Source organism: Streptomyces sp. NPDC014006, assembly GCF_043088925.1.
Lineage (GTDB): Bacteria > Actinomycetota > Actinomycetes > Streptomycetales > Streptomycetaceae > Streptomyces.
Genome location: NZ_JBICAJ010000005.1, coordinates 342,792 through 361,171 on the forward strand (window position 1 = coordinate 342,792; position 18,380 = coordinate 361,171).

The following is an 18,380-nucleotide window of genomic DNA, read 5'->3' on the forward strand; positions in this document are numbered from 1 at the left end:
AACGGGGGGGACAGGACAGTGAACACGGTGTGGCAGGCGGGTGTTGGCCACCGGTTGATCGTCACCTTGTGTACGGCAGTAGGGTGACGCCCGTGGCACCACGACCGTTGCATGAAATCGTCGAAGCAGGCTGGGCGAAGGCCCTGGAACCCGTGGCCGGGCGCATCGCCGCGATGGGTGACTTCCTCCGGGGGGAGATCGCCGCGGGGCGCACCTACCTCCCCGCGGGCGCGAACGTCCTGCGGGCCTTCCAGCAGCCGTTCGACGAGGTCCGCGTCCTGATCGTCGGGCAGGACCCCTATCCGACCCCGGGGCATGCGGTGGGGCTGTCGTTCTCGGTCGCGCCGGACGTGCGGCCGCTGCCCGGCAGCCTCATCAACATCTACCGCGAACTGCAGGCCGACCTGGGGCTGCCTGCCCCGTCCAACGGCGACCTGACGCCGTGGACGCGGCAGGGGGTGCTGCTGCTGAACAGGGCGCTCACCACGGCCCCGCGCAAGCCGGCCGCGCATCGCGGCAAGGGCTGGGAGGAGGTCACCGAGCAGGCGATCCGGGCGCTGGCGGCCCGGGGCAAGCCCCTGGTGTCGATCCTGTGGGGCCGGGACGCGCGCAATCTGCGTCCGCTGCTCGGGGACCTGCCGAGCGTGGAGTCTGCGCACCCCTCCCCCATGTCCGCGGACCGCGGCTTCTTCGGCTCCCGTCCCTTCAGCCGGGCCAACGACCTGCTGATGCGCCAGGGCGGCCAGCCGGTGGACTGGCGCCTGCCGTGACCACGGCCGACGCGGCGCCCGGCGCCCGCGGCGCGGCGGTGCCGGAAGCTCCCGCCGGGGACCGGCGGCGAGCCGGGATCGGCGGGAGCCCGGAGCGGGCCACCGGGCCCGCGGGACGTGCCCCGCAGCCGGCCGGGGCCACCGGCGCGGCGGTGCCGCACGGTGCGCCTGGTGCCGGCACCGCCGACCCCGCCGGCCCCGGCGCGCGCGAGGCCCCGCACGGAGCCGTCGACGCGGTGGGACACCACCGGGTGGGCGGTGTCACAACGGACCGGGGCGGCGCCGATCCCGTCGTCCTGGCCGTCGACTCCGGTGGTTCCGGGCTGCGCGTGGCCGTCGGCACGGTGGCGCGCGGGGTGCTGGGGCAGCGGGCCTCGCGGGAACCGGTGCGCACCGGTGACCGGGGCATCGACGCGGACCATCTGCTGGCGCAACTGCTGCCGCTCACCAGGGCGTTGCTCGCCGAGACCGGGCTGCCGGCGCCGGTCGCGGCGACGGTCGGGGCGGCGGGGCTCGCCACCCTGGGGGACGCGTTGCGCGCCGAACTGCCCGGCGCGCTGCGGCGGGAGCTGGGGACGGGGCGGCTGGCGCTGGCCGCGGACGCCGTCACGGCGTACACCGGCGCGCTGGGCCCGCGCCCCGGCGCGGTGATCGCGGCCGGTACGGGTCTGATCGCCATCGGCACGGATCTGACCGGCTGGCGACGGGCCGACGGCTGGGGTCATCTGCTCGGCGACTGCGGTTCGGGCGCGTGGATCGGGCGGGCCGGCCTGGAGGCCGCGCTGCGCGCCCACGACGGCCGGCCCGGCGGGTCGGCGGCGCTGCTGGCCTGCGCCGAGAAGGCGTTCGGTCCGGTCGCCGGGCTGCCCGGCGCGCTGTACCCGCGCCCCGACCGCCCGGCCGTCCTCGCCTCCTTCGCACCGCAGGTGGGGGCGTGCGCGGCCGACGGCGACCCGGTGGCCGTGGCGGTCCTGCGCGAGGCGGCCCGGCACATCGCCGACTCCGCGGCCGCCGTGTGCCCCCCTTCGGGGGAACCGTGGGTGGCCCTCACCGGTGGTCTGTTCAAGGTGGGCGAGCCCCTGCTCGTCCCCCTGGAGGAGGAACTGGCCGCACGGCTGCCGCACGCACGCCGGGTGCCCGCCGAGGGCGACCCGCTGCACGGCGCGGTCCGTGTCGCCACCGCCCTCGCCACGGGCACCCTGCTCCTGCCCACCGACGGCACGATGCTGCAGGTGGTGGACACGGCGGGGACATGAGGCGGCATTCCCGCCCGCACGGGGCAAGTCGCCCGGAACAGAAGCCGATCACTTCCAAAGCGTACGTAACTCATCAGACAAAACCGGACGGATACCGCTCACCTGCACCCTCCCCGAACAGGGGAGCCCCGGAAGCCAGTAACATGCGGCGCCATGAGCTCCCCCACTGGGCCCGCGTCCGGCCTGCCAGTACGAATGCCGCGCCCCCGCCAGCCCGGGCGGCACCGCCGACCCGAGCCCCTGGCGGCTCCCGAGGGCGCGCCCGCGCTCGTCCTCGCGGTTCCGGGCACGACCGGCGCCGCCACACGCAGCCTCGCCGAGGAGGTCGTGAGCATCGCTCGCTCCGAGCTGCCCGGCCTGGACGCGCGGATCGGGTACGTGGACGGGGACGACGCGGAGTTCCCGACGGTGCAGTCGGTGCTCGTGCACGCCGCAGAGGAGCGCACCGCCCGCTACGAGCAGGCGCTCGCCGCGGGTGTCGAGGTCCAGGAGCCCGAGGGTCCCGTCGCGGTCGTCGTGCCGCTGCTGGCCGGTCCGGACAACGCGCTGCTGCGCCGCATCCGTCAGGCCCTGATGGACAGCCGGGTCGCCGCCGAGCTGACCGACGTCCTCGGCCCGCACCCGCTGCTCGCCGAGGCGCTGCACGTGCGCCTGTCGGAGGCCGGTCTGGCCCGCGCCGACCGTGCCCGCCTGTTCACCGTGGCGACGGCCGCGGACGGCATCATCCTCGCGGCCGTGGGCGGCGAGGAGGCCGTGCAGGCGGCCGGGATCACGGGCATGCTGCTCGCCGCGCGCCTCGCCGTGCCGGTGATGGCGGCCGCGCTCGACCAGGAGGGTTCGATCGCGAACGTCGCCGAGCAGCTGCGGTCCTCCGGCTCCCAGCAGCTGGCCCTCGCGCCGTACCTGATCGGTCCGGAGATCGACGCCTCGCTGGTCGAGGGGGCGGCCAAGGAGGCGGGCTGCCCGGCGGCCGAGGCGCTCGGCGCCTACCCGGCGATCGGCAAGCTGGCCCTGGCCAAGTACACGACGGCGCTGGGCATCGCCCCGCAGCAGGCCCAGGGCGCCCCGGTCCGCTGACCCGCACCGCACCACCCCGCAGACACCCGGATCGAAGCCAAGGGCCCGCTTCCCACGAGGGAGCGGGCCCTTCGGTATGGCGTCCGACGGCCGGGCGGGGCGGTCAGGCGAGGACCACGCAGGACGCCGCCGTGACCGCGAGGGAGCCGCCGCGCCGGGGCAGGCCGGTGGCCGGCTCCACCGTGAACCAGGTGACGTCGCCGGAGCGCTCGTTGGCGACGTACAGAACGCCGCCGGCCTCGGTGAGCGCCCGCGGCCAGCGGCCGCCGCACGGCACCGTCCCGACGAGCCGCAGGACCTCGCCGCCGGCCTCCACCGCGAACACGGACAGCACGTCCTCGCCGCGGGTCGCGATCCACAGGAAGCGGCCGTCGGGCGAGGCGACGATCCCGGACGGGTAGGCGTCGCCGGCCGGGGCGTGCGGCAGCACGGGCGTCTCGGCGAGCGGGGTGAGGGCGCCCCCGGTGGCGTCCCAGCGGCAGACGGTGACCGTGGGCGTCAGTTCGTTGACGACGTAGGCGTACCCGCCGGACGGGTGGAACGCCAGGTGGCGCGGGCCGGAGCCGGGCCGCAGCGCGAACTCCCCGTGCACGCGGGGGCCGCCGTCGACGAGGGTGCACACCCGCACCGAGTCCGTGCCGAGGTCGACGCTGACCGCCCAGCGGCCGCTCGGGTCGGGCTGCACCTGGTGGGCGTGCGGGGCCCGCTGGCGCTTGCTGTGCGGACCGGAGCCGGTGTGCCGCAGCACACCGGAGGCGGCGGGCGCGAGGGTGCCGTCGGAGCGGACGGGGACGGCGGTGACGCTGCCGGAGCCGTAGTCGGCGGTCAGGACGTGGCCGTCGTACAGGCTGAGGTGTGTGGGGCCGCCGCCGACCGCGACGCGGTGGCCGGCCGGCTCGGGCTTGTCGCCGTCCACCCGGAACGCTGCGACCCCGCCCTGTGAGGTCTCGCTGACCGCGTAGAGCGTGCGGCCGTCGGGCGACAGGGCCAGGTAGGAGGGGTCGGACAGGCCGTCGACGCTGCCCAGAAGCGTCAGCGCGCCGCTGTCGGCCGCTACGGCCGCCGTGAGGATGCCGGGGCCGCCGGCCGCCGTGAACGACCCGATGAACGCCCGCCGCACGCTGTCTGCCACCGCTGTCCCCTCTCGTCACCCAGTACGGGGCCCGACGCTAGCAGCCGACGGGACCGGTCTAGACCAAGGGCGACCGGACCCGCCGTGGAGGAGGAAGGGAAGGTTGCGGGCGGACGCGGACAACCGGCCCTGCCGGGTCCCCGGGGCTCCGCCTCCGTGCGGGAGCGCCCCCGCGCTCCCGTCGGCCACCCTCACGCGCCGACCAGCGGTGAGCCCGACGGGGTCCGCAGCGGGGTGGCCAGTTCGGCGAGGGCGCGCTCCAGGCCGTGCAGGTGGGCGAGGGCGGCCGGTTCGGTGGCCGGCGGGTGGGCGAAGACCGTGAGTTCGCGGGCCTCGCCCTCGGTCAGCGCCTCCACCGCGGCCTGCACCCGCCAGCACGCGGCGGCCAGGCGGGCGTCGTGGGAGGCCTCGGGATCGGCGGCGACGGCGACCAGGCCGCGGACCTCGCGGGCGCAGTCGTCGAGCAGGGCGAGCACGGTCCGGGCCCGCTGCTTACGGCCGCGCATGGGGTTCAGCGGGTGCACAAGCGGCGCGATGGACAGCCGGACCCGGCCGAGCAGCTGCTCCAGCTCGGCCACCCGCGGCGCCGGGTCGGCGTCGGGCGTGCCGGCGAGGCGCGCCGCGGCCTCGGCGGTGCACGCGTGGACGCAGCGCAGGGCGCGCTGGATCCACGCGTCGGTGACGGCGTGGGTGGTCACCGGCAGCACGAACAGCACCGCGAGCACGGCGCCGAGCGCCCCCACGGCGGTCTCCGTCAGCCGCAGCGCCAGCAGCCCGGGGGTGAGGACGCCGAGAAGGCCGTAGAGCAGCTCGGCCAGCAGCGTCACGCACAGCATCATCCAGGTGTAGGAGACGGCCGCCGAGTAGAAGATGCCGAAGACGCACGCCGCGACGAGCAAGGCCGTGGGGACGGGCGCCCCGTGCACGGGTACGGCTACGAGCAGGCCGAGCCCGATGCCGATGACGGTGCCCAGCACCCGGCGGAAGCCGCGCACCAGAGTCTCGCCGCGGGAGGCGGTGTTGACGAAGACCCACCAGGTGGCGCCGACGGCCCAGTACCAGCGCTGTCCGCTGACCAGCTGGCCGACGACCAGGGCGAAGCCGGCGCCGGTGAACGCCTGGACGGCCTGCCGGGTGGTCACCCGGGCCAGCCCGCTGCCGCCGGGCGGGGCGGGCGCGGCCGCCGGGGGCAGGCGGCGCTCATAGCACCACAGGCCGAAGCGGACGGCGGCCGCGGACGCCACGGACAGCAGCAGCGCCACGAACAGCTCGGGCAGCTGCTCGGGGCCGGCGTGCAGGAACTGTGCGATGAAGAACATCATGAACGCGAACACGCCGAGGCTGTGCCCGCGCGGCCCCCACCGGCGCGCGTACACGCCAGCACCGACGACGGCGAGGAAGGTGACGTCGCGCAGGACGGGCAGGTCGTGCAGCGCGGCCGCGGCCGCGAGCACCGGCAGTCCGACGACGGGCAGCAGGGCCGTGGTGACGGCCTGCCGGGGCACGGTGGCGTCGGCGACGGTGAACAGGGCGAGCAGCGCGGCGAGTCCGCCGGTGACGGCGCCGGGGAGGGAGTGTCCGGCCAGGCCGCACACGAGGACGGCCAGCCCGATACCGAGCACCGCCCGCGTCGCGAAGCGCAGCCGCACCCGTCCCGGGTCCGGTGCCACGAACACCCTCTTCAGCACTGCCTACCGCCCCCTTGGCTCACTCGCACGAAAAAGGCGCCGCGGGGTTCCGCAGCGCCATCGACCCGACCATGAGAGCATCAACGCCACCCCTGGCTCAAGTCAGCCCGATCCACCTGAGCCATTGGCTCAGAAAAAGGGGGCAGTCATCGGCCGATGCCGGACCAACGGACCAGCCTCCGTGGTACGCCCCGCCGCCAGGCAGCTGAGCCATTGGTACAGTCGATGTCGATCAACGCACGACCTGGAAGACCGGTGGCACCATGACCGTGGACGAGCTCGACACCCGCATCCTGCGGTTGCTGCTCGAGCAGCCGCGCACGAGCGTGCGCGAGTACGCCCGGATCCTCGGCGTGGCCCGCGGCACGCTCCAGGCGCGGCTGGACCGCCTCGAGCGGGACGGCGTCATCACCGGCACCGGCCCCGCCCTCTCCCCCGCCGCGCTGGGCCACCCGGTCCTGGCGTTCGTGCACATCGAGGTCACCCAGGGGCACCTCGACGACGTGGGCGACGCCCTGGCGGCCGTACCGGAGATCGTCGAGGCGTTCTCGATCACCGGCGGCGGGGACATGCTGACCCGGGTCGTGGCGCGCGACAACGCCCACCTGGAGGACGTGATCCAGAAGGTGATCAGCCTGCCCGGCGTGGTGCGCACCCGCACCGAGGTCGCCCTGCGCGAACGCGTCCCGCACCGCCTGCTGCCCCTGGTGGAGTCGATCGGGCGCCAGAGCGCGCCCTGACGGTCACGGCAGCCTGCGACCGGCCCGTACGCTCAGCCCCGTTCCATGACGTCGGTGATACAGGCCGATACGGGTGAAACCGGGATGCCTCGACGGGCATCGGTCGGGTAGCGTGCGGGCCATGTCGAGTCCTGAGTCGGACAAGGCGGGGGCTTTCGGTCACGCCGTCAGCCCCCTGAGTCACTGAACTGAGTCACTGAACCCGTAGCCCTGTCGTCGCGCCGCATTCCGCGGTGGGACGAGTGTGCGCTGGGGCTGGCCGCGGTGACGAGATGTCCTTCTCGTGCTTCTCCTCACCTCGGAGCCACTCGATGCCTTTCCCGCTGCACCTGCTTTCCATGGCCGTCTTCGCCATGGGCGCCTCGAAGTTCATGCTCGCCGGCCTCTTGCCGAACGCGGCGACGGATTCCCGGGCGACGGCGCGCACGTCGCCGGTGTCCACGCCGGGCACCTCCTGAGAGGAGAGGAAGGCGTCCCGTACTGGGGCCGCGAGGACACGGAAGACGTCCTCCTCGGACGCGACGCACACGTAGAAGCCGGCCCGGGAGACCTCGGCCTCGGCGGTGAGGTCGGCGACGGTGGCGGGGCCGTAGCCGAGCGGGGCGGAGGCCGCCTCTGCGGCGTCGAGCAGCCGGGCCCGAAAGGGGCCTCGGTGCGGTCACGGGCGGTGCGGACCGCCCAGGTCTTCTGAGTGCGCGCCACGCCGCCGGCGTATGGACGTTGATGTTGACGTCAATGTCAACATCAATGAGCATGGCACGGCCGGTCGTCCGCGCGCTCAGGGAGCTGCCATGGGTTCTGCCGCCGTCCTCGTCGCCAACCGTGGGGAGATCGCCGTCCGCGTGCTGCGGGCCGCGCAGGAGGCGGGGCTGCGCACGGTCGCGGTGTACGCCGACGGCGACGACGCCCATGTGGGGCTCGCGGACGAGGCCGTGCCGCTCGCCGGCGGCTACCTGGACGCCGGCGCGCTGATCGAGGCGGCCCTCCGCACCGGCTGCGGCTGTCTGCACCCGGGGTACGGCTTCCTGAGCGAGGACGCGGACTTCGCCGGCCGCTGCGCCGAGGCCGGTGTCCGGTTCGTGGGCCCTTCGGCGAAGACCCTGCGCCTGCTCGGCGACAAGGTGCGCGCCCGTGAACTGGCCGCGCGGGCGGGGGTGCCGGTGCTCGACGGCGCCTCGGGCCTCGCCGAGGCTCGCGCGCTGCTGGCCGGCGGGCCGCTGATGGTGAAGGCGGTCGGCGGGGGCGGCGGCCGCGGGATGCGTGTGGTGCGCTCGGCCGGGGAGCTGGCGGAGGCCTGGGAGCGGTGCCGTTCGGAGGCACGGCAGGCCTTCGCACGGGACGAGGTGTACGCGGAGCGGCTGCTGGAGGGTGCCCGGCACATCGAGGTGCAGATCGTCGGCGACACCACCGGCGCGGTGACGCATCTGTGGGACCGCGACTGCAGCGCCCAGCGCCGCCACCAGAAGCTGATCGAGATCGCACCCGCACCCGAACTTCCCGATTCTCTCAGGGAGAAGGTCCTCGACAGCGCGCTGCGACTGGCGCGCGCCGCGGGCGTCACCAGTCTCACCACGGTCGAATTCCTGCTGCATGGCGGGGAGTTCCGCTTCATCGAGGCCAATCCCCGGCTCCAGGTGGAGCACACGGTCACCGAGGAGGTGACCGGCGTCGACCTGGTCGCCGTCCAGTTGCGGCTCGCGGCCGGGGACACGCTGGCCGACGTGGGGCTCGCGGGCCCGCCCCCGGCGCCGCGCGGGGTGGCGGTGCAGGCCCGTGTCAACGCGGAGGTGACGGCGGGCGACGGCAGCGTGCTGCCGCAGTCGGGCCGGATCACTCGGTTCGACGTGCCCACGGGTCCGGGCATCCGGGTCGACACGGCCCTGCGCGCCGGGAGGGAGGTCGGCACCCGCTACGACGCCCTGCTGGCGAAGGTGATCGCGCACGCCCCGCACGGCGGGGTGGAGGCGGCCTGCGCCCGGGCCCGGCGGGCGCTGGCGGAGTTCGCCGTGGACGGCGTGCGCACCGGCATCCCCCTGCTGCGCGAGGTCCTGGACCGCCCCCGGTTCTGGGCGCACACCGGCGTGGTCGCCGAACACGTCCGCGCGACGGAGCCCGGGGCCCCCACGTGGCAGGACGGATCGGTCACCGCGCCGATGAGCGGCACGGTCGTCTCCGTGGACGTGGCACTCGGCGAACCGGTCCGCGCCGGGCAGCAGGTGCTGGTGATCGAGGCGATGAAGATGGAGCACGTGGTGCGCGCGCCCGCCTCCGGTGTCGTACGGCGGCTGCACGCGCGCGTGGGCGGGACGGTCACCGCTGGAGCGCTGCTCGCGGAGCTGGACGAGGTCGCCGGCGCGGATCCGTCCGAACCCGAGGACGCGCGGGCCGACCTGGACGCCGTCCGTGCCGACCTGGCCGAGACCGAGCGCCGGCACGGTTTCACGCTGGACGCGAACCGGCCCGAGGCCGTGGCCAAGCGGCACGCCCTGGGCCGTCGTACCGCCCGGGAGAACATCGACGACCTGTGCGACAAGGACTCGTTCACCGAGTTCGGCGCGCTCGCGATCGCCGCGCAGCGGCGGCGCGCCGGCCCCTGGACGAGCTGATCCGCTCGACCCCGGCCGACGGCATGGTCACCGGCACCGGGCGGATCGACGGCAGGGCGTGCGTGGTGATGTCGTACGACTACACGGTCCTGGCGGGCACGCAGGGGCTCAACAACCACCGCAAGACCGACCGGATGCTGGAGCTCGCGGAGCAGCGGCGGCTGCCGGTGGTGCTGTTCGCGGAGGGCGGCGGGGGCCGTCCCGGGGACACGGACACCACGTCGGTCGCGGGCCTGGACGTCACCACCTTCCATCGCATGGGGCGGCTCAGCGGCCGGGTGCCGCTGGTCGGCATCGCCTCCGGCCGTTGCTTCGCCGGGAACGCCGCACTGCTGGGCTGCTGCGACGTCGTGATCGCCACACCGGAGGCGAGCATCGGCATGGGCGGGCCGGCGATGATCGAGGGCGGCGGGCTCGGCGTGTACCGGCCGGAGGAGGTCGGCCCGCTGTCGGTGCAGCTCCCGAACGGCGTGGTGGACCTGGCGGTGGCCGACGAGGCGGAGGCGGTACGCGTCGCCAGACGCTATCTGTCGTACTTCCGCGGGCCGCAGGGCGACTGGCAGGAGCCGGACGCGCGGCTGCTGCGGCACGTCGTGCCCGAGAACCGGCGGCGGGCCTACGACATGCGGGCGGCCGTGCGCGCCTTGGCCGATGTCGGCTCGGTGCTGGAGCTGCGCCCCGCCTTCGGGGTGGGCGTACTGGCCTTCCTGGTGCGCATCGAGGGCCGGCCGCTCGGTCTGATCGCCAGCAACCCGGCGCATCTCGGCGGGGCCGTCGACCGGGACGCCGCCGACAAGGCGGCCCGTTTCCTGCAGTTGTGCGACGCGTTCGGCCTGCCGGTGGTCTCCCTGTGCGACACGCCGGGTTTCATGGTCGGCCCGGACGCCGAACGCACTGCGACGGTACGGCACTTCGCCCGGCTCTTCGTCATCGGCGCCAACCTGCGCGTGCCGCTGGTGAGTCTGGTGCTGCGCAAGGCGTACGGTCTCGGGGCGATGGCGATGATGGGCGGTTCGACCCGCGCCCCGCTGGCCACCGCGGCCTGGCCCAGCGGTGAGTTCGGCGGCATGGGCCTGGAAGGCGCGGTCCGCCTCGGCTACCGCAGGGAACTTGAGGCCATCGCCGACCCGGCACAGCGGCAGGCCGCGTTCGAGGCGCGGGTCGCCGAACTGTACGAGCGCGGCAAGGCGGTGAACGCGGCGGCGGCGCTGGAGATCGACGCGGTGATCGATCCGGCTCGGTCCCGGGCGTGGATCTGCGCGGCCCTGGCGGACTGGACCGAACCGGCCGAGGAGCGACGGACGTTCGTCGACACCTGGTGAGACGGCGCGGCGGACCGAGCCGTCGGGCGCGAACTCGTCGGTACCGTTGACGCCCTGCTTCAGCGCCTCTACCGTCTGGTCGACGTGCCGTACGTCGTTCGTCATATCGAACATTCGTGGAGGAGCACATGACCCCGCCCCTCACCCGAAGGACCCTTCTGCGCTCTGCCGTCCTCGCCGCCTCCGCGTCCGGGCTGGCGGCCGGGACGACCGGTGAGGCGCGGGCGGCCCCGCTGCCCACGCCCGGCACCTGGGCGCTGCATCCCTTCGCGCTCGACGAGGTCGCCCTCGGCCCCGGACTCTTCGCCGAGAAAAGGGAGTTGATGCTGCGGCACGCCCGCGGTTACGACGTGGACCGGCTGCTGCAGGTCTTCCGCGCGAACGCCGGGCTGTCCACGCGCGGCGCGGTCGCCCCCGGCGGGTGGGAGGGCCTGGACGGGGAGGCCAACGGGAATCTGCGCGGGCACTACACCGGGCACTTCCTGACCATGCTGGCGCAGGCGTACGCGAGCACGGGCGAGCAGGTGTTCGCGGAGAAGATCCGCACCATGGTCGGCGCGCTGGGCGAGGCGCGCGAGGCGCTGCGGCACGATCCCGCGGTGCTGAGCGTGGAGGGCCGCTTCGGGCCCGCCGCGGAGAACGTCCGCGGGTCCTGCCGGTACGTCGACCTGCCGCCGCAAGTCCTCGGCGGCGCCGCCGAACTCACCCTGGCCGCCTGGGTGAAGCCCACCCACGACGCCGCCTGGGCCCGCGTCCTGGACTGCGGCGACGACACCACCCGCTATCTGTATCTGGCCGCCCGCAACGCCGACGGTGTGCCCCGGTTCGCGATCACCACCGCGGGGCCGGGCGGTGAGCAGGCGCTGAACGGCACGGCGCCCTTGCCGCTGAACCAGTGGAGCCATGTGGCGGTCACTCTCGGCGCGGGCACGGGAACGCTGTACGTCGACGGCACCGCCGTGGCCCGGAACACGGCCATGCCCCTCACCCCCGCCGCCCTCGGCGCGCTCGCCCACCACTGGCTCGGGCGCTCCGCCTTCGCCGCCGACCCCGTGTTCGCCGGCGCCCTCGGCGGCTTCGACGTGTGGTCGCGGGCGCTCCGCCCGGACGAGATCGCCGCCCTGCAGCACCGCCGCGGCTCCGGCGACCTCGCCTCGTACGCCTTCGACGAGCAGACGCGCGGGACCTTCGCCGACGCCTCCGGACGCGGACTCACCGCCACCCTGCGGCGCACCTGGGGCGGTCCCAGCCACCCCGGGTTCCTCGCGGCCTACCCCGAGACGCAGTTCATCCAGCTGGAGTCGATGACCAGAAGCGACTACACCACGGTGTGGGCGCCCTACTACACCGCGCACAAGATCCTGCGCGGGCTGCTCGACGCGCATCTCGCCACCGGCGACGCCCGCGCGCTCGACCTCGCCGCCGGAATGGGCGACTGGATGCACAGCCGTCTGTCGAAGCTGCCCGCCGCCACGCTCCAGCGCATGTGGGGCATCTTCTCCAGCGGCGAGTTCGGCGGCATCGTCGAGGCGATCTGCGATCTGCACGACCTCACCGGACGGCCCGAACACCTCGCGCTGGCCCGGCTGTTCGACCTGGACCGGCTCATCGACGCGTGCGCGGCGGACACCGACGTCCTCGACGGACTGCACGCCAACCAGCACATCCCGATCTTCACCGGTTACCTCCGGCTGTACGACGCGACCGGCGAGGAGCGCTACCTGAAGGCCGCGCGCAACTTCTGGCGGATGGTCGTACCGCACCGCATGTACGCGATCGGCGGCACCAGCACGGGCGAGTTCTTCAGGGGCCGGGACGTCATCGCGGGCTCGATCGGCGCCACCACCGCCGAGACGTGCTGCGCGTACAACATGCTGAAGCTCAGCCGGGCCCTGTTCCTGCACGAGCAGGACCCGGCCTACCTGGACTACTACGAGCGCGCCCTGTACAACCAGGTACTCGGCTCCAAGCAGGACCGGCCGGACGCCGAGAAGCCGCTCGTCACCTACTTCATCGGGCTGACACCCGGCCATGTCCGGGACTACACCCCGAAGCAGGGCACCACCTGCTGCGAGGGCACCGGCATGGAGAGCGCCACCAAGTACCAGGACACGGTGTACTTCGCGCGGGCCGACGGCAGCGCCCTGTACGTGAACCTCTACAGCCCCTCCACCCTGACCTGGGCGGCGCACGGTGTGACCGTCACGCAGGTCACCGGCTTCCCGCGGGAGCAGGGCAGCACACTGACCGTGCGGGGCCGCACCGCCGCCTTCGCGCTGCGGCTGCGGGTGCCGGCGTGGGCGACGGCCGGTTTCCGGGTGACGGTCAACGGCCGCCCGGTGGGCGGCGCTGCGGCCCCGGGCAGCCACCTCACCGTGGAGCGGACCTGGAGGGACGGGGACGTCGTCCGCGTGGCGATGCCGTTCCGGCTGCGGGTGGAGAAGGCCCCCGATGACCCGTCCCTGCAAGCGCTGTTCCACGGCCCGGTCAACCTCGTCGCACGCAACCCGGCCACGTCCACCCTGGAGTTCGGGCTGTACCGCAACGCCGCACTCTCCGGCGATCTGCTGCCCACGCTCACGCCCGTGCCCGGCGAGCCGCTGCACTTCACCCTCGACGGCACACGGTTCGCGCCGTTCTTCGAGGGCACCGAGGACCCGACGCACGCCTACCTGCGGCGCGTCGAGCCGCGAGTGGTGTTCGGCGGCGTCGACTCGGGCGTGGCCAACCCGGCGCGGGCGGACGGCACCACCCTGCTCGACGCGGTGTGGGCCGGGGCACCCTTCGCCGGGAAGGAGGCACTGGTCGCGCGGGTGCGGTCGGTGGTGGACGCCTGGGTCGCCGACGGACTGCTCGGGCGGGCCGACGGCGAGGCCGTGGTGCGTACGGCGCGGTCGGCGTCGTACGCACGCTGAACAGGCCGTGTCCGCAATGCGGGGATGATCCCGTCGGCCGGGTCTAGGAGCGGCGGCGGGGCTTGCCTCCGCTGCCGCGCCGGCCGCCGGTCTTGGCGCCGGCGCCGCGGGAGCCGGCCGCGCGCGAGCCGCCGCCACGGGCTGCACCCCCGCTCTTTCGCTCACCGCCCCCGGAGGTCTTGCGTCGCTCCCCCTTGGCCGGCGTCTGCTGCTCGGCCTGCTGGGTCCGGCCGCGCCCCCGGGTGCTGTTGACCGTGCGGCCACGCACGATGCCGATGAACTCCTCGACCAGGTCGGTCGTGGTCTCCTCCGGCCAGGACAGGACGACGCTGGACTGCGGCGCGTCGGTGACCGGCCGGTAGGTGAGGTCCCGCCGGTGGTACAGCCGGGCCAGCGACTGCGGCACGAGCAGGACGCCGATCCCGGCCGCCACCAGCTCGATCGCGTCCTCGGTGGTCTCCGGGCGCTGGAAAGCGGGCTCCCCGGGCGGGGCGTCGTCCCAGCCGAGGACGTCGTCGAGGGGGTGCAGGACGACCTCGTCGGCGAGATCGCCGAGGGTGACCTCGTCGGCCGCGGTCACCACGTGGTCCTTGGGGACCACGACGACCGTCGTCTCGGTGTAGAGGGGGATCGCGCTGAAGAACGTCCGGTCCACCGGCAGCCGCAGCAGACCGATGTCGGCGCCCTGCTCGCGCAGCACGCCCGGAGCCTCGGCGGCCGGGACCTGCCGCAGGGTGAGGGGGACGTCGGGCAGGCGCTCGTTCCAGACCCGCGCCCACTTCGCGGGCGTCACCCCGGGGACGTAGGCGAGCCGGAACGACGGGGAGTCTTCGGAGCCTGTCACGCCCGCAAGGCTACCGGCTGTGGTCGGAGCTCTCCGCCCGGGCGGATAGTCTGGACTGCATGAAGTCGCAGCAGAACACCCAGACGATGAAGCCGGCCACGGCGGCGAAGAAGCTGGGTGTGTACCTCCCCGCCACCCCCAAGGAGTTCCAGGAGGGTGTCGTCTCGCGTGCCGAGCTCGACGAGCTCCAGGCCAGCCCGCCGGAGTGGCTGCGCGAGCTGCGACGCACCGGCCCGCACCCGCGTCCCGTGATCGCGGCGAAGCTCGGCGTGTCCAACGCGGGTCTCCTCCGTGCCGGGATCACCGGCGCCCTCACCACCGAGGAGATCGAGGCGCTCAGGCAGGAGATGCCGGAGTGGCTGGTGAAGGAGCGCGCCACCCAGGCCGAGGTGCGCAAGGAGGCGGCCCGGCTGAAGGAGCGCGACGCGGAGCGGGCGCAGCAGGCGAAGTGACCCCCGGGGCGACAGCCCCGGAACCCGGTGCGGCGGCTCGCAGGGTGAAGGGGCTTCCTTCTGCGAACCTCCTCGAATAAGCCCTTTCGCTTCCCTCGCCCTCGACGTCGGCCCCCTGACACCTGTCCGGTGCCGGGGGGCCGTGGTCATTGCCGGGTCAGCCGATCACGACGAGCAGGTCGCCGCCCTCCACCTGCTGAACCCGGTTGATCGCCAGCCGGGACACGGTGCCCGCCTTCGCCGCGGTGATCGAGGCCTCCATCTTCATCGCCTCGATGGTGGCGACCGTGGCGCCCGCCTCCACCTGGTCGCCCTCGGCGACGGAGAGCGTGACCACACCGGCGAAGGGTGCCGCGACATGGCCGGGGTTGGCGCGGTCCGCCTTCTCCGTGGCCGGGATGTCGGCGGACGCGGCCGCGTCGCGGACCTGGATCGGCCGCAGCTGGCCGTTGAGCGTCGACATCACGGTGCGCAGGCCACGCTCGTCGGCCTCGCCGATCGCCTCCAGGCCGATGAGCAGCCGCACACCGGGCTCCAGGTCGACGGCGTACTCCTTGCCCGGGCGCAGGCCGTAGAAGAAGGCCTTGCTGTCGAGGATGCTGGTGTCGCCGTAGGACTGGCGGTGCGTTTCGAACTCGCGGGTCGGGGCGGGGAAGAGGAGCCGGTTGAGGGTGGCGCGGCGGTCCTTCTCCAGGCCCTCGCGGTCCTCGCCGCCCAGTTCCGGCGCCGGCTTGGCCTCCGCGCGGCCCTTGAGGGCCTTGGTGCGGAACGGCTCCGGCCAGCCGCCGGGCGGGGTGCCCAGCTCGCCGCGCAGGAAGCCGATCACCGAGTCCGGGATGTCGAAGCGGTCCGGGTTCTCCTCGAAGTCCTTCGGGTCCACACCGGCGCCGACCAGGTGCAGGGCGAGGTCGCCGACCACCTTGGACGACGGGGTGACCTTGACCAGGCGGCCCAGGATGCGGTCGGCGGCGGCGTACATCGCTTCGATGTCCTCGAAGCGGTCGCCGAGGCCGAGGGCCACGGCCTGGGTGCGCAGGTTGGACAGCTGACCGCCGGGGATCTCGTGGTCGTAGACGCGCCCGGTCGGGGAGGCGAGGCCCGCCTCGAAGGGGGCGTAGATCTTGCGGACGCTCTCCCAGTACGGCTCCAGGTCGCCGACCGCCTTCAGGTCGAGCCCGGTGGGCCGCTCGGAGTGGTCGGTGGCGGCGACGATCGCCGACAGCGACGGCTGCGAGGTGGTGCCCGCCATGGACGCCACCGCCCCGTCGACCGCGTCCGCGCCCGCCTGGATCGCGGCGAGGTAGGTGGCGAGCTGGCCGCCCGCGGTGTCGTGGGTGTGCAGATGGACCGGCAGGTCGAACTCGCGGCGCAGCGCGGAGACGAGCTGCCCGGCGGCCGGGGCGCGCAGCAGGCCCGCCATGTCCTTGACGGCCAGGACGTGCGCGCCGGCGTCGACGATCTGCTCGGCGAGGCGCAGGTAGTAGTCGAGGGTGTAGAGGCGCTCGCCCGGGTCGCTGAGGTCGCCGGTGTAGCAGAGGGCGACCTCGGCGATCGCGGTGCCCGTCTCGCGGACGGCCTCGATGGCCGGGCGCATCTGGCCGACGTCGTTGAGGGCGTCGAAGATGCGGAAGATGTCGATGCCGGTGGCCGCGGCCTCCTGCACGAAGGCGTCGGTGACCTCGGTCGGGTACGGGGTGTAGCCGACGGTGTTGCGGCCGCGCAACAGCATCTGCAGACAGAGGTTGGGCACGGCCTCGCGCAGAGCGGCCAGCCGCTCCCAGGGGTCCTCGGCGAGGAAGCGCAGCGCGACGTCGTAGGTGGCGCCGCCCCAGCACTCGAGCGACAGCAGCTCGGGCAGGGTTCGGGCGACGACCGGGGCGACGGCGAGGAGGTCCTTGGTGCGCACGCGGGTGGCGAGCAGCGACTGGTGGGCGTCGCGGAAGGTGGTGTCGGTGACGCCGATGGTCGGCGACTCGCGCAGCCAGCGGGCGAAGCCCTCCGGACCCAGTTCGGTGAGCTTCTGCTTGGAGCCGGCGGGCGGCTCCCCGGCGGGCAGCGCGGGCAGCTTGCTCACCGGGTCGATCAGCTCGGGGCGCTCGCCGTGCGGCTTGTTGACGGTGACGTCGGCGAGGTAGGTGAGCAGCTTGGTGCCGCGGTCCGCGGAGTGGCGCGAGGTGAGCAGGTGCGGGCGCTGCTCGATGAACGACGTGGTGACGTTGCCGTTCTGGAAGTCCGGGTCGTCGAGGACGGCCTGCAGGAAGGGGATGTTGGTGGCCACACCGCGGATGCGGAACTCGGCGACCGCGCGCCGGGCCCGGTTGACGGCGGTGGTGAAGTCGCGGCCCCGGCAGGTCAGCTTGACCAGCATGGAGTCGAAGTGGGCGCTGATGTCCGTACCGGCGTGGGTGGTGCCGCCGTCGAGACGGATGCCGGAGCCGCCGGGCGAGCGGTAGGCGCTGATCCGGCCGGTGTCGGGGCGGAAGCCGTTGGCGGGGTCCTCGGTGGTGATACGGCACTGCAGCGCCGCGCCGCGCAGGGTGACCGTGTCCTGGGACAGGCCGAGGTCGGCGAGGGTCTGCCCGGCGGCGATGCGCAGCTGGGACTGGACGAGGTCGACGTCGGTGACCTCCTCGGTGACCGTGTGCTCGACCTGGATGCGCGGGTTCATCTCGATGAAGACGTGCCTGCCCTGGCGGTCGAGGAGGAACTCCACGGTGCCGGCGTTGCGGTAGCCGATGTGCCGGGCGAACTTCACGGCGTCTTCGCAGATCCGCTCGCGCAGCGCCGGGTCCAGGTTGGGCGCGGGCGCCAGCTCGATGACCTTCTGGTGGCGGCGCTGCACCGAGCAGTCGCGTTCGAAGAGGTGGATGACGTTGCCCTCGCCGTCGGCGAGGATCTGCACCTCGATGTGGCGGGGCTCGACGACCGCCTGCTCCAGGAAGACCGTCGGGTCGCCGAACGCGGAGGCGGCCTCGCGGGAGGCGGCCTCGATGGCCTCGCGCAGCTGGGCGGGGTCCTCGACCCGGCGCATGCCTCGCCCGCCGCCGCCCGCGACGGCCTTGACGAAGACGGGGAAGCCGATGCCCTCGGCGGCGCGCACGAGGTCGTCGACGTCGTTGGAGGGCTGCGAGGAGCCCAGCACGGGCACGCCCGCCTCGCGGGCGGCGGCCACGGCGCGGGCCTTGTTGCCGGTCAGTTCGAGGATCTGCGCGCTCGGACCGACGAAGGTGATGCCCGCTTCCTCGCACGCGCGGGCCAGCTCGGGATTCTCGGACAGAAAGCCGTAGCCGGGGTAGACGGCGTCGGCGCCGGCCAGCCGGGCGGCGCGGATGATCTCGTCGACGGAGAGATAGGCGCGCACCGGATGCCCGGGTTCACCGATCTCATAGGCTTCGTCGGCCTTGAGCCGGTGCAGCGAGTTGCGGTCCTCGTGCGGGAAGACGGCCACGGTACGCGCGCCGAGCTCATATCCGGCTCGGAAGGCGCGAATCGCGATCTCGCCACGGTTGGCGACCAGTACCTTGCGGAGCATCCCCGATCCCTTCGGCCTGCGGGTGATTCCCACCATGGTCGCGGCA

Annotated in this window: 13 protein-coding genes; 9 read left to right on the forward strand and 4 right to left on the reverse strand. The window is 74.0% G+C overall.

The window, feature by feature from the left end; translation table 11 throughout:
• Nucleotides 1-92 precede the first annotated feature (92 nt).
• The 3 genes from ACF1GV_RS19800 to ACF1GV_RS19810 all read left to right on the forward strand — a co-directional run bounded on the left by ACF1GV_RS19800 (nt 93) and on the right by ACF1GV_RS19810 (nt 3,103).
• On the forward strand, nt 93-770 hold the full coding sequence (locus tag ACF1GV_RS19800) for a uracil-DNA glycosylase (RefSeq protein WP_391682406.1): 678 nt from the start codon (nt 93-95) through the stop codon (nt 768-770).
• Nucleotides 771-1,021: 251 nt separating this feature from the next.
• Nucleotides 1,022-2,026, forward strand: a complete 1,005-nt coding sequence (locus ACF1GV_RS19805; protein ID WP_391682956.1) for an N-acetylglucosamine kinase — start codon at nt 1,022-1,024, stop codon at nt 2,024-2,026.
• A gap of 153 nt (nt 2,027-2,179) precedes the next feature.
• A complete protein-coding gene (locus ACF1GV_RS19810) occupies nt 2,180-3,103 on the forward strand; it encodes a sirohydrochlorin chelatase (protein WP_391682408.1) in 924 nt (307 codons plus the stop codon).
• Between the two features lie 103 nt (nt 3,104-3,206).
• Here ACF1GV_RS19810 and ACF1GV_RS19815 read toward each other — a convergent pair whose 3' ends face one another.
• On the reverse strand, nt 3,207-4,235 hold the full coding sequence (locus ACF1GV_RS19815; RefSeq protein ID WP_391682411.1) for a lactonase family protein: 1,029 nt from the start codon (nt 4,233-4,235) through the stop codon (nt 3,207-3,209).
• Nucleotides 4,236-4,426: 191 nt separating this feature from the next.
• A complete protein-coding gene (locus ACF1GV_RS19820; RefSeq protein WP_391682413.1) occupies nt 4,427-5,923 on the reverse strand; it encodes an FUSC family protein in 1,497 nt (498 codons plus the stop codon).
• Nucleotides 5,924-6,186: 263 nt separating this feature from the next.
• Here ACF1GV_RS19820 and ACF1GV_RS19825 point away from each other — a divergent pair, with 263 nt between their 5' ends.
• The 5 genes from ACF1GV_RS19825 to ACF1GV_RS19845 all read left to right on the forward strand — a co-directional run bounded on the left by ACF1GV_RS19825 (nt 6,187) and on the right by ACF1GV_RS19845 (nt 13,506).
• Nucleotides 6,187-6,663 (forward strand): Lrp/AsnC family transcriptional regulator, encoded by a 477-nt coding sequence (locus tag ACF1GV_RS19825; RefSeq protein ID WP_391682416.1) that lies wholly within the window; start codon nt 6,187-6,189, stop codon nt 6,661-6,663.
• Nucleotides 6,664-6,974: 311 nt separating this feature from the next.
• The gene (locus ACF1GV_RS19830) at nt 6,975-7,121 is read left to right on the forward strand and encodes a hypothetical protein (protein WP_391682419.1); all 147 of its coding nucleotides are present in this window, start codon (nt 6,975-6,977) and stop codon (nt 7,119-7,121) included.
• Between the two features lie 333 nt (nt 7,122-7,454).
• Nucleotides 7,455-9,269, forward strand: coding sequence for a biotin carboxylase N-terminal domain-containing protein (locus tag ACF1GV_RS19835; protein ID WP_391682421.1), 1,815 nt, complete (start codon nt 7,455-7,457; stop codon nt 9,267-9,269).
• 23 nt (nt 9,270-9,292) lie between these two features.
• Nucleotides 9,293-10,591: an acyl-CoA carboxylase subunit beta gene (locus tag ACF1GV_RS19840; protein ID WP_391682424.1), complete on the forward strand. Its 1,299-nt coding sequence runs from the start codon at nt 9,293-9,295 to the stop codon at nt 10,589-10,591.
• Between the two features lie 128 nt (nt 10,592-10,719).
• Nucleotides 10,720-13,506, forward strand: coding sequence for a beta-L-arabinofuranosidase domain-containing protein (locus ACF1GV_RS19845; protein ID WP_391682426.1), 2,787 nt, complete (start codon nt 10,720-10,722; stop codon nt 13,504-13,506).
• A 43-nt stretch (nt 13,507-13,549) separates the two neighbouring features.
• On the opposite strand, the gene ACF1GV_RS19850 is transcribed toward ACF1GV_RS19845, so the two are convergent.
• A complete protein-coding gene (locus ACF1GV_RS19850; protein ID WP_391682428.1) occupies nt 13,550-14,350 on the reverse strand; it encodes a LysR substrate-binding domain-containing protein in 801 nt (266 codons plus the stop codon).
• Nucleotides 14,351-14,409: 59 nt separating this feature from the next.
• Between ACF1GV_RS19850 and ACF1GV_RS19855 the strand changes: the two genes are divergently transcribed.
• On the forward strand, nt 14,410-14,802 hold the full coding sequence (locus ACF1GV_RS19855) for a DUF5997 family protein (protein ID WP_391682431.1): 393 nt from the start codon (nt 14,410-14,412) through the stop codon (nt 14,800-14,802).
• A gap of 157 nt (nt 14,803-14,959) precedes the next feature.
• On the opposite strand, the gene ACF1GV_RS19860 is transcribed toward ACF1GV_RS19855, so the two are convergent.
• The gene (locus ACF1GV_RS19860) at nt 14,960-18,334 is read right to left on the reverse strand and encodes a pyruvate carboxylase (RefSeq protein WP_391682433.1); all 3,375 of its coding nucleotides are present in this window, start codon (nt 18,332-18,334) and stop codon (nt 14,960-14,962) included.
• Nucleotides 18,335-18,380 lie beyond the last annotated feature (46 nt).

Bases quoted from the DNA above. Each gene is read 5' to 3' on its own strand.
- ACF1GV_RS19845 (WP_391682426.1), top strand. From the start codon at position 10,720: ATGACCCCGCCCCTCACCCGAAGGACCCTTCTGCGCTCTGCCGTCCTC.
- ACF1GV_RS19855 (WP_391682431.1), top strand. From the start codon at position 14,410: ATGAAGTCGCAGCAGAACACCCAGACGATGAAGCCGGCCACGGCGGCG.
- ACF1GV_RS19840 (WP_391682424.1), top strand. From the start codon at position 9,293: ATGGTCACCGGCACCGGGCGGATCGACGGCAGGGCGTGCGTGGTGATG.
- ACF1GV_RS19810 (WP_391682408.1), top strand. From the start codon at position 2,180: ATGAGCTCCCCCACTGGGCCCGCGTCCGGCCTGCCAGTACGAATGCCG.
- ACF1GV_RS19860 (WP_391682433.1), bottom strand. From the start codon at position 18,334: ATGCTCCGCAAGGTACTGGTCGCCAACCGTGGCGAGATCGCGATTCGC.
- ACF1GV_RS19835 (WP_391682421.1), top strand. From the start codon at position 7,455: ATGGGTTCTGCCGCCGTCCTCGTCGCCAACCGTGGGGAGATCGCCGTC.
- ACF1GV_RS19830 (WP_391682419.1), top strand. From the start codon at position 6,975: ATGCCTTTCCCGCTGCACCTGCTTTCCATGGCCGTCTTCGCCATGGGC.
- ACF1GV_RS19825 (WP_391682416.1), top strand. From the start codon at position 6,187: ATGACCGTGGACGAGCTCGACACCCGCATCCTGCGGTTGCTGCTCGAG.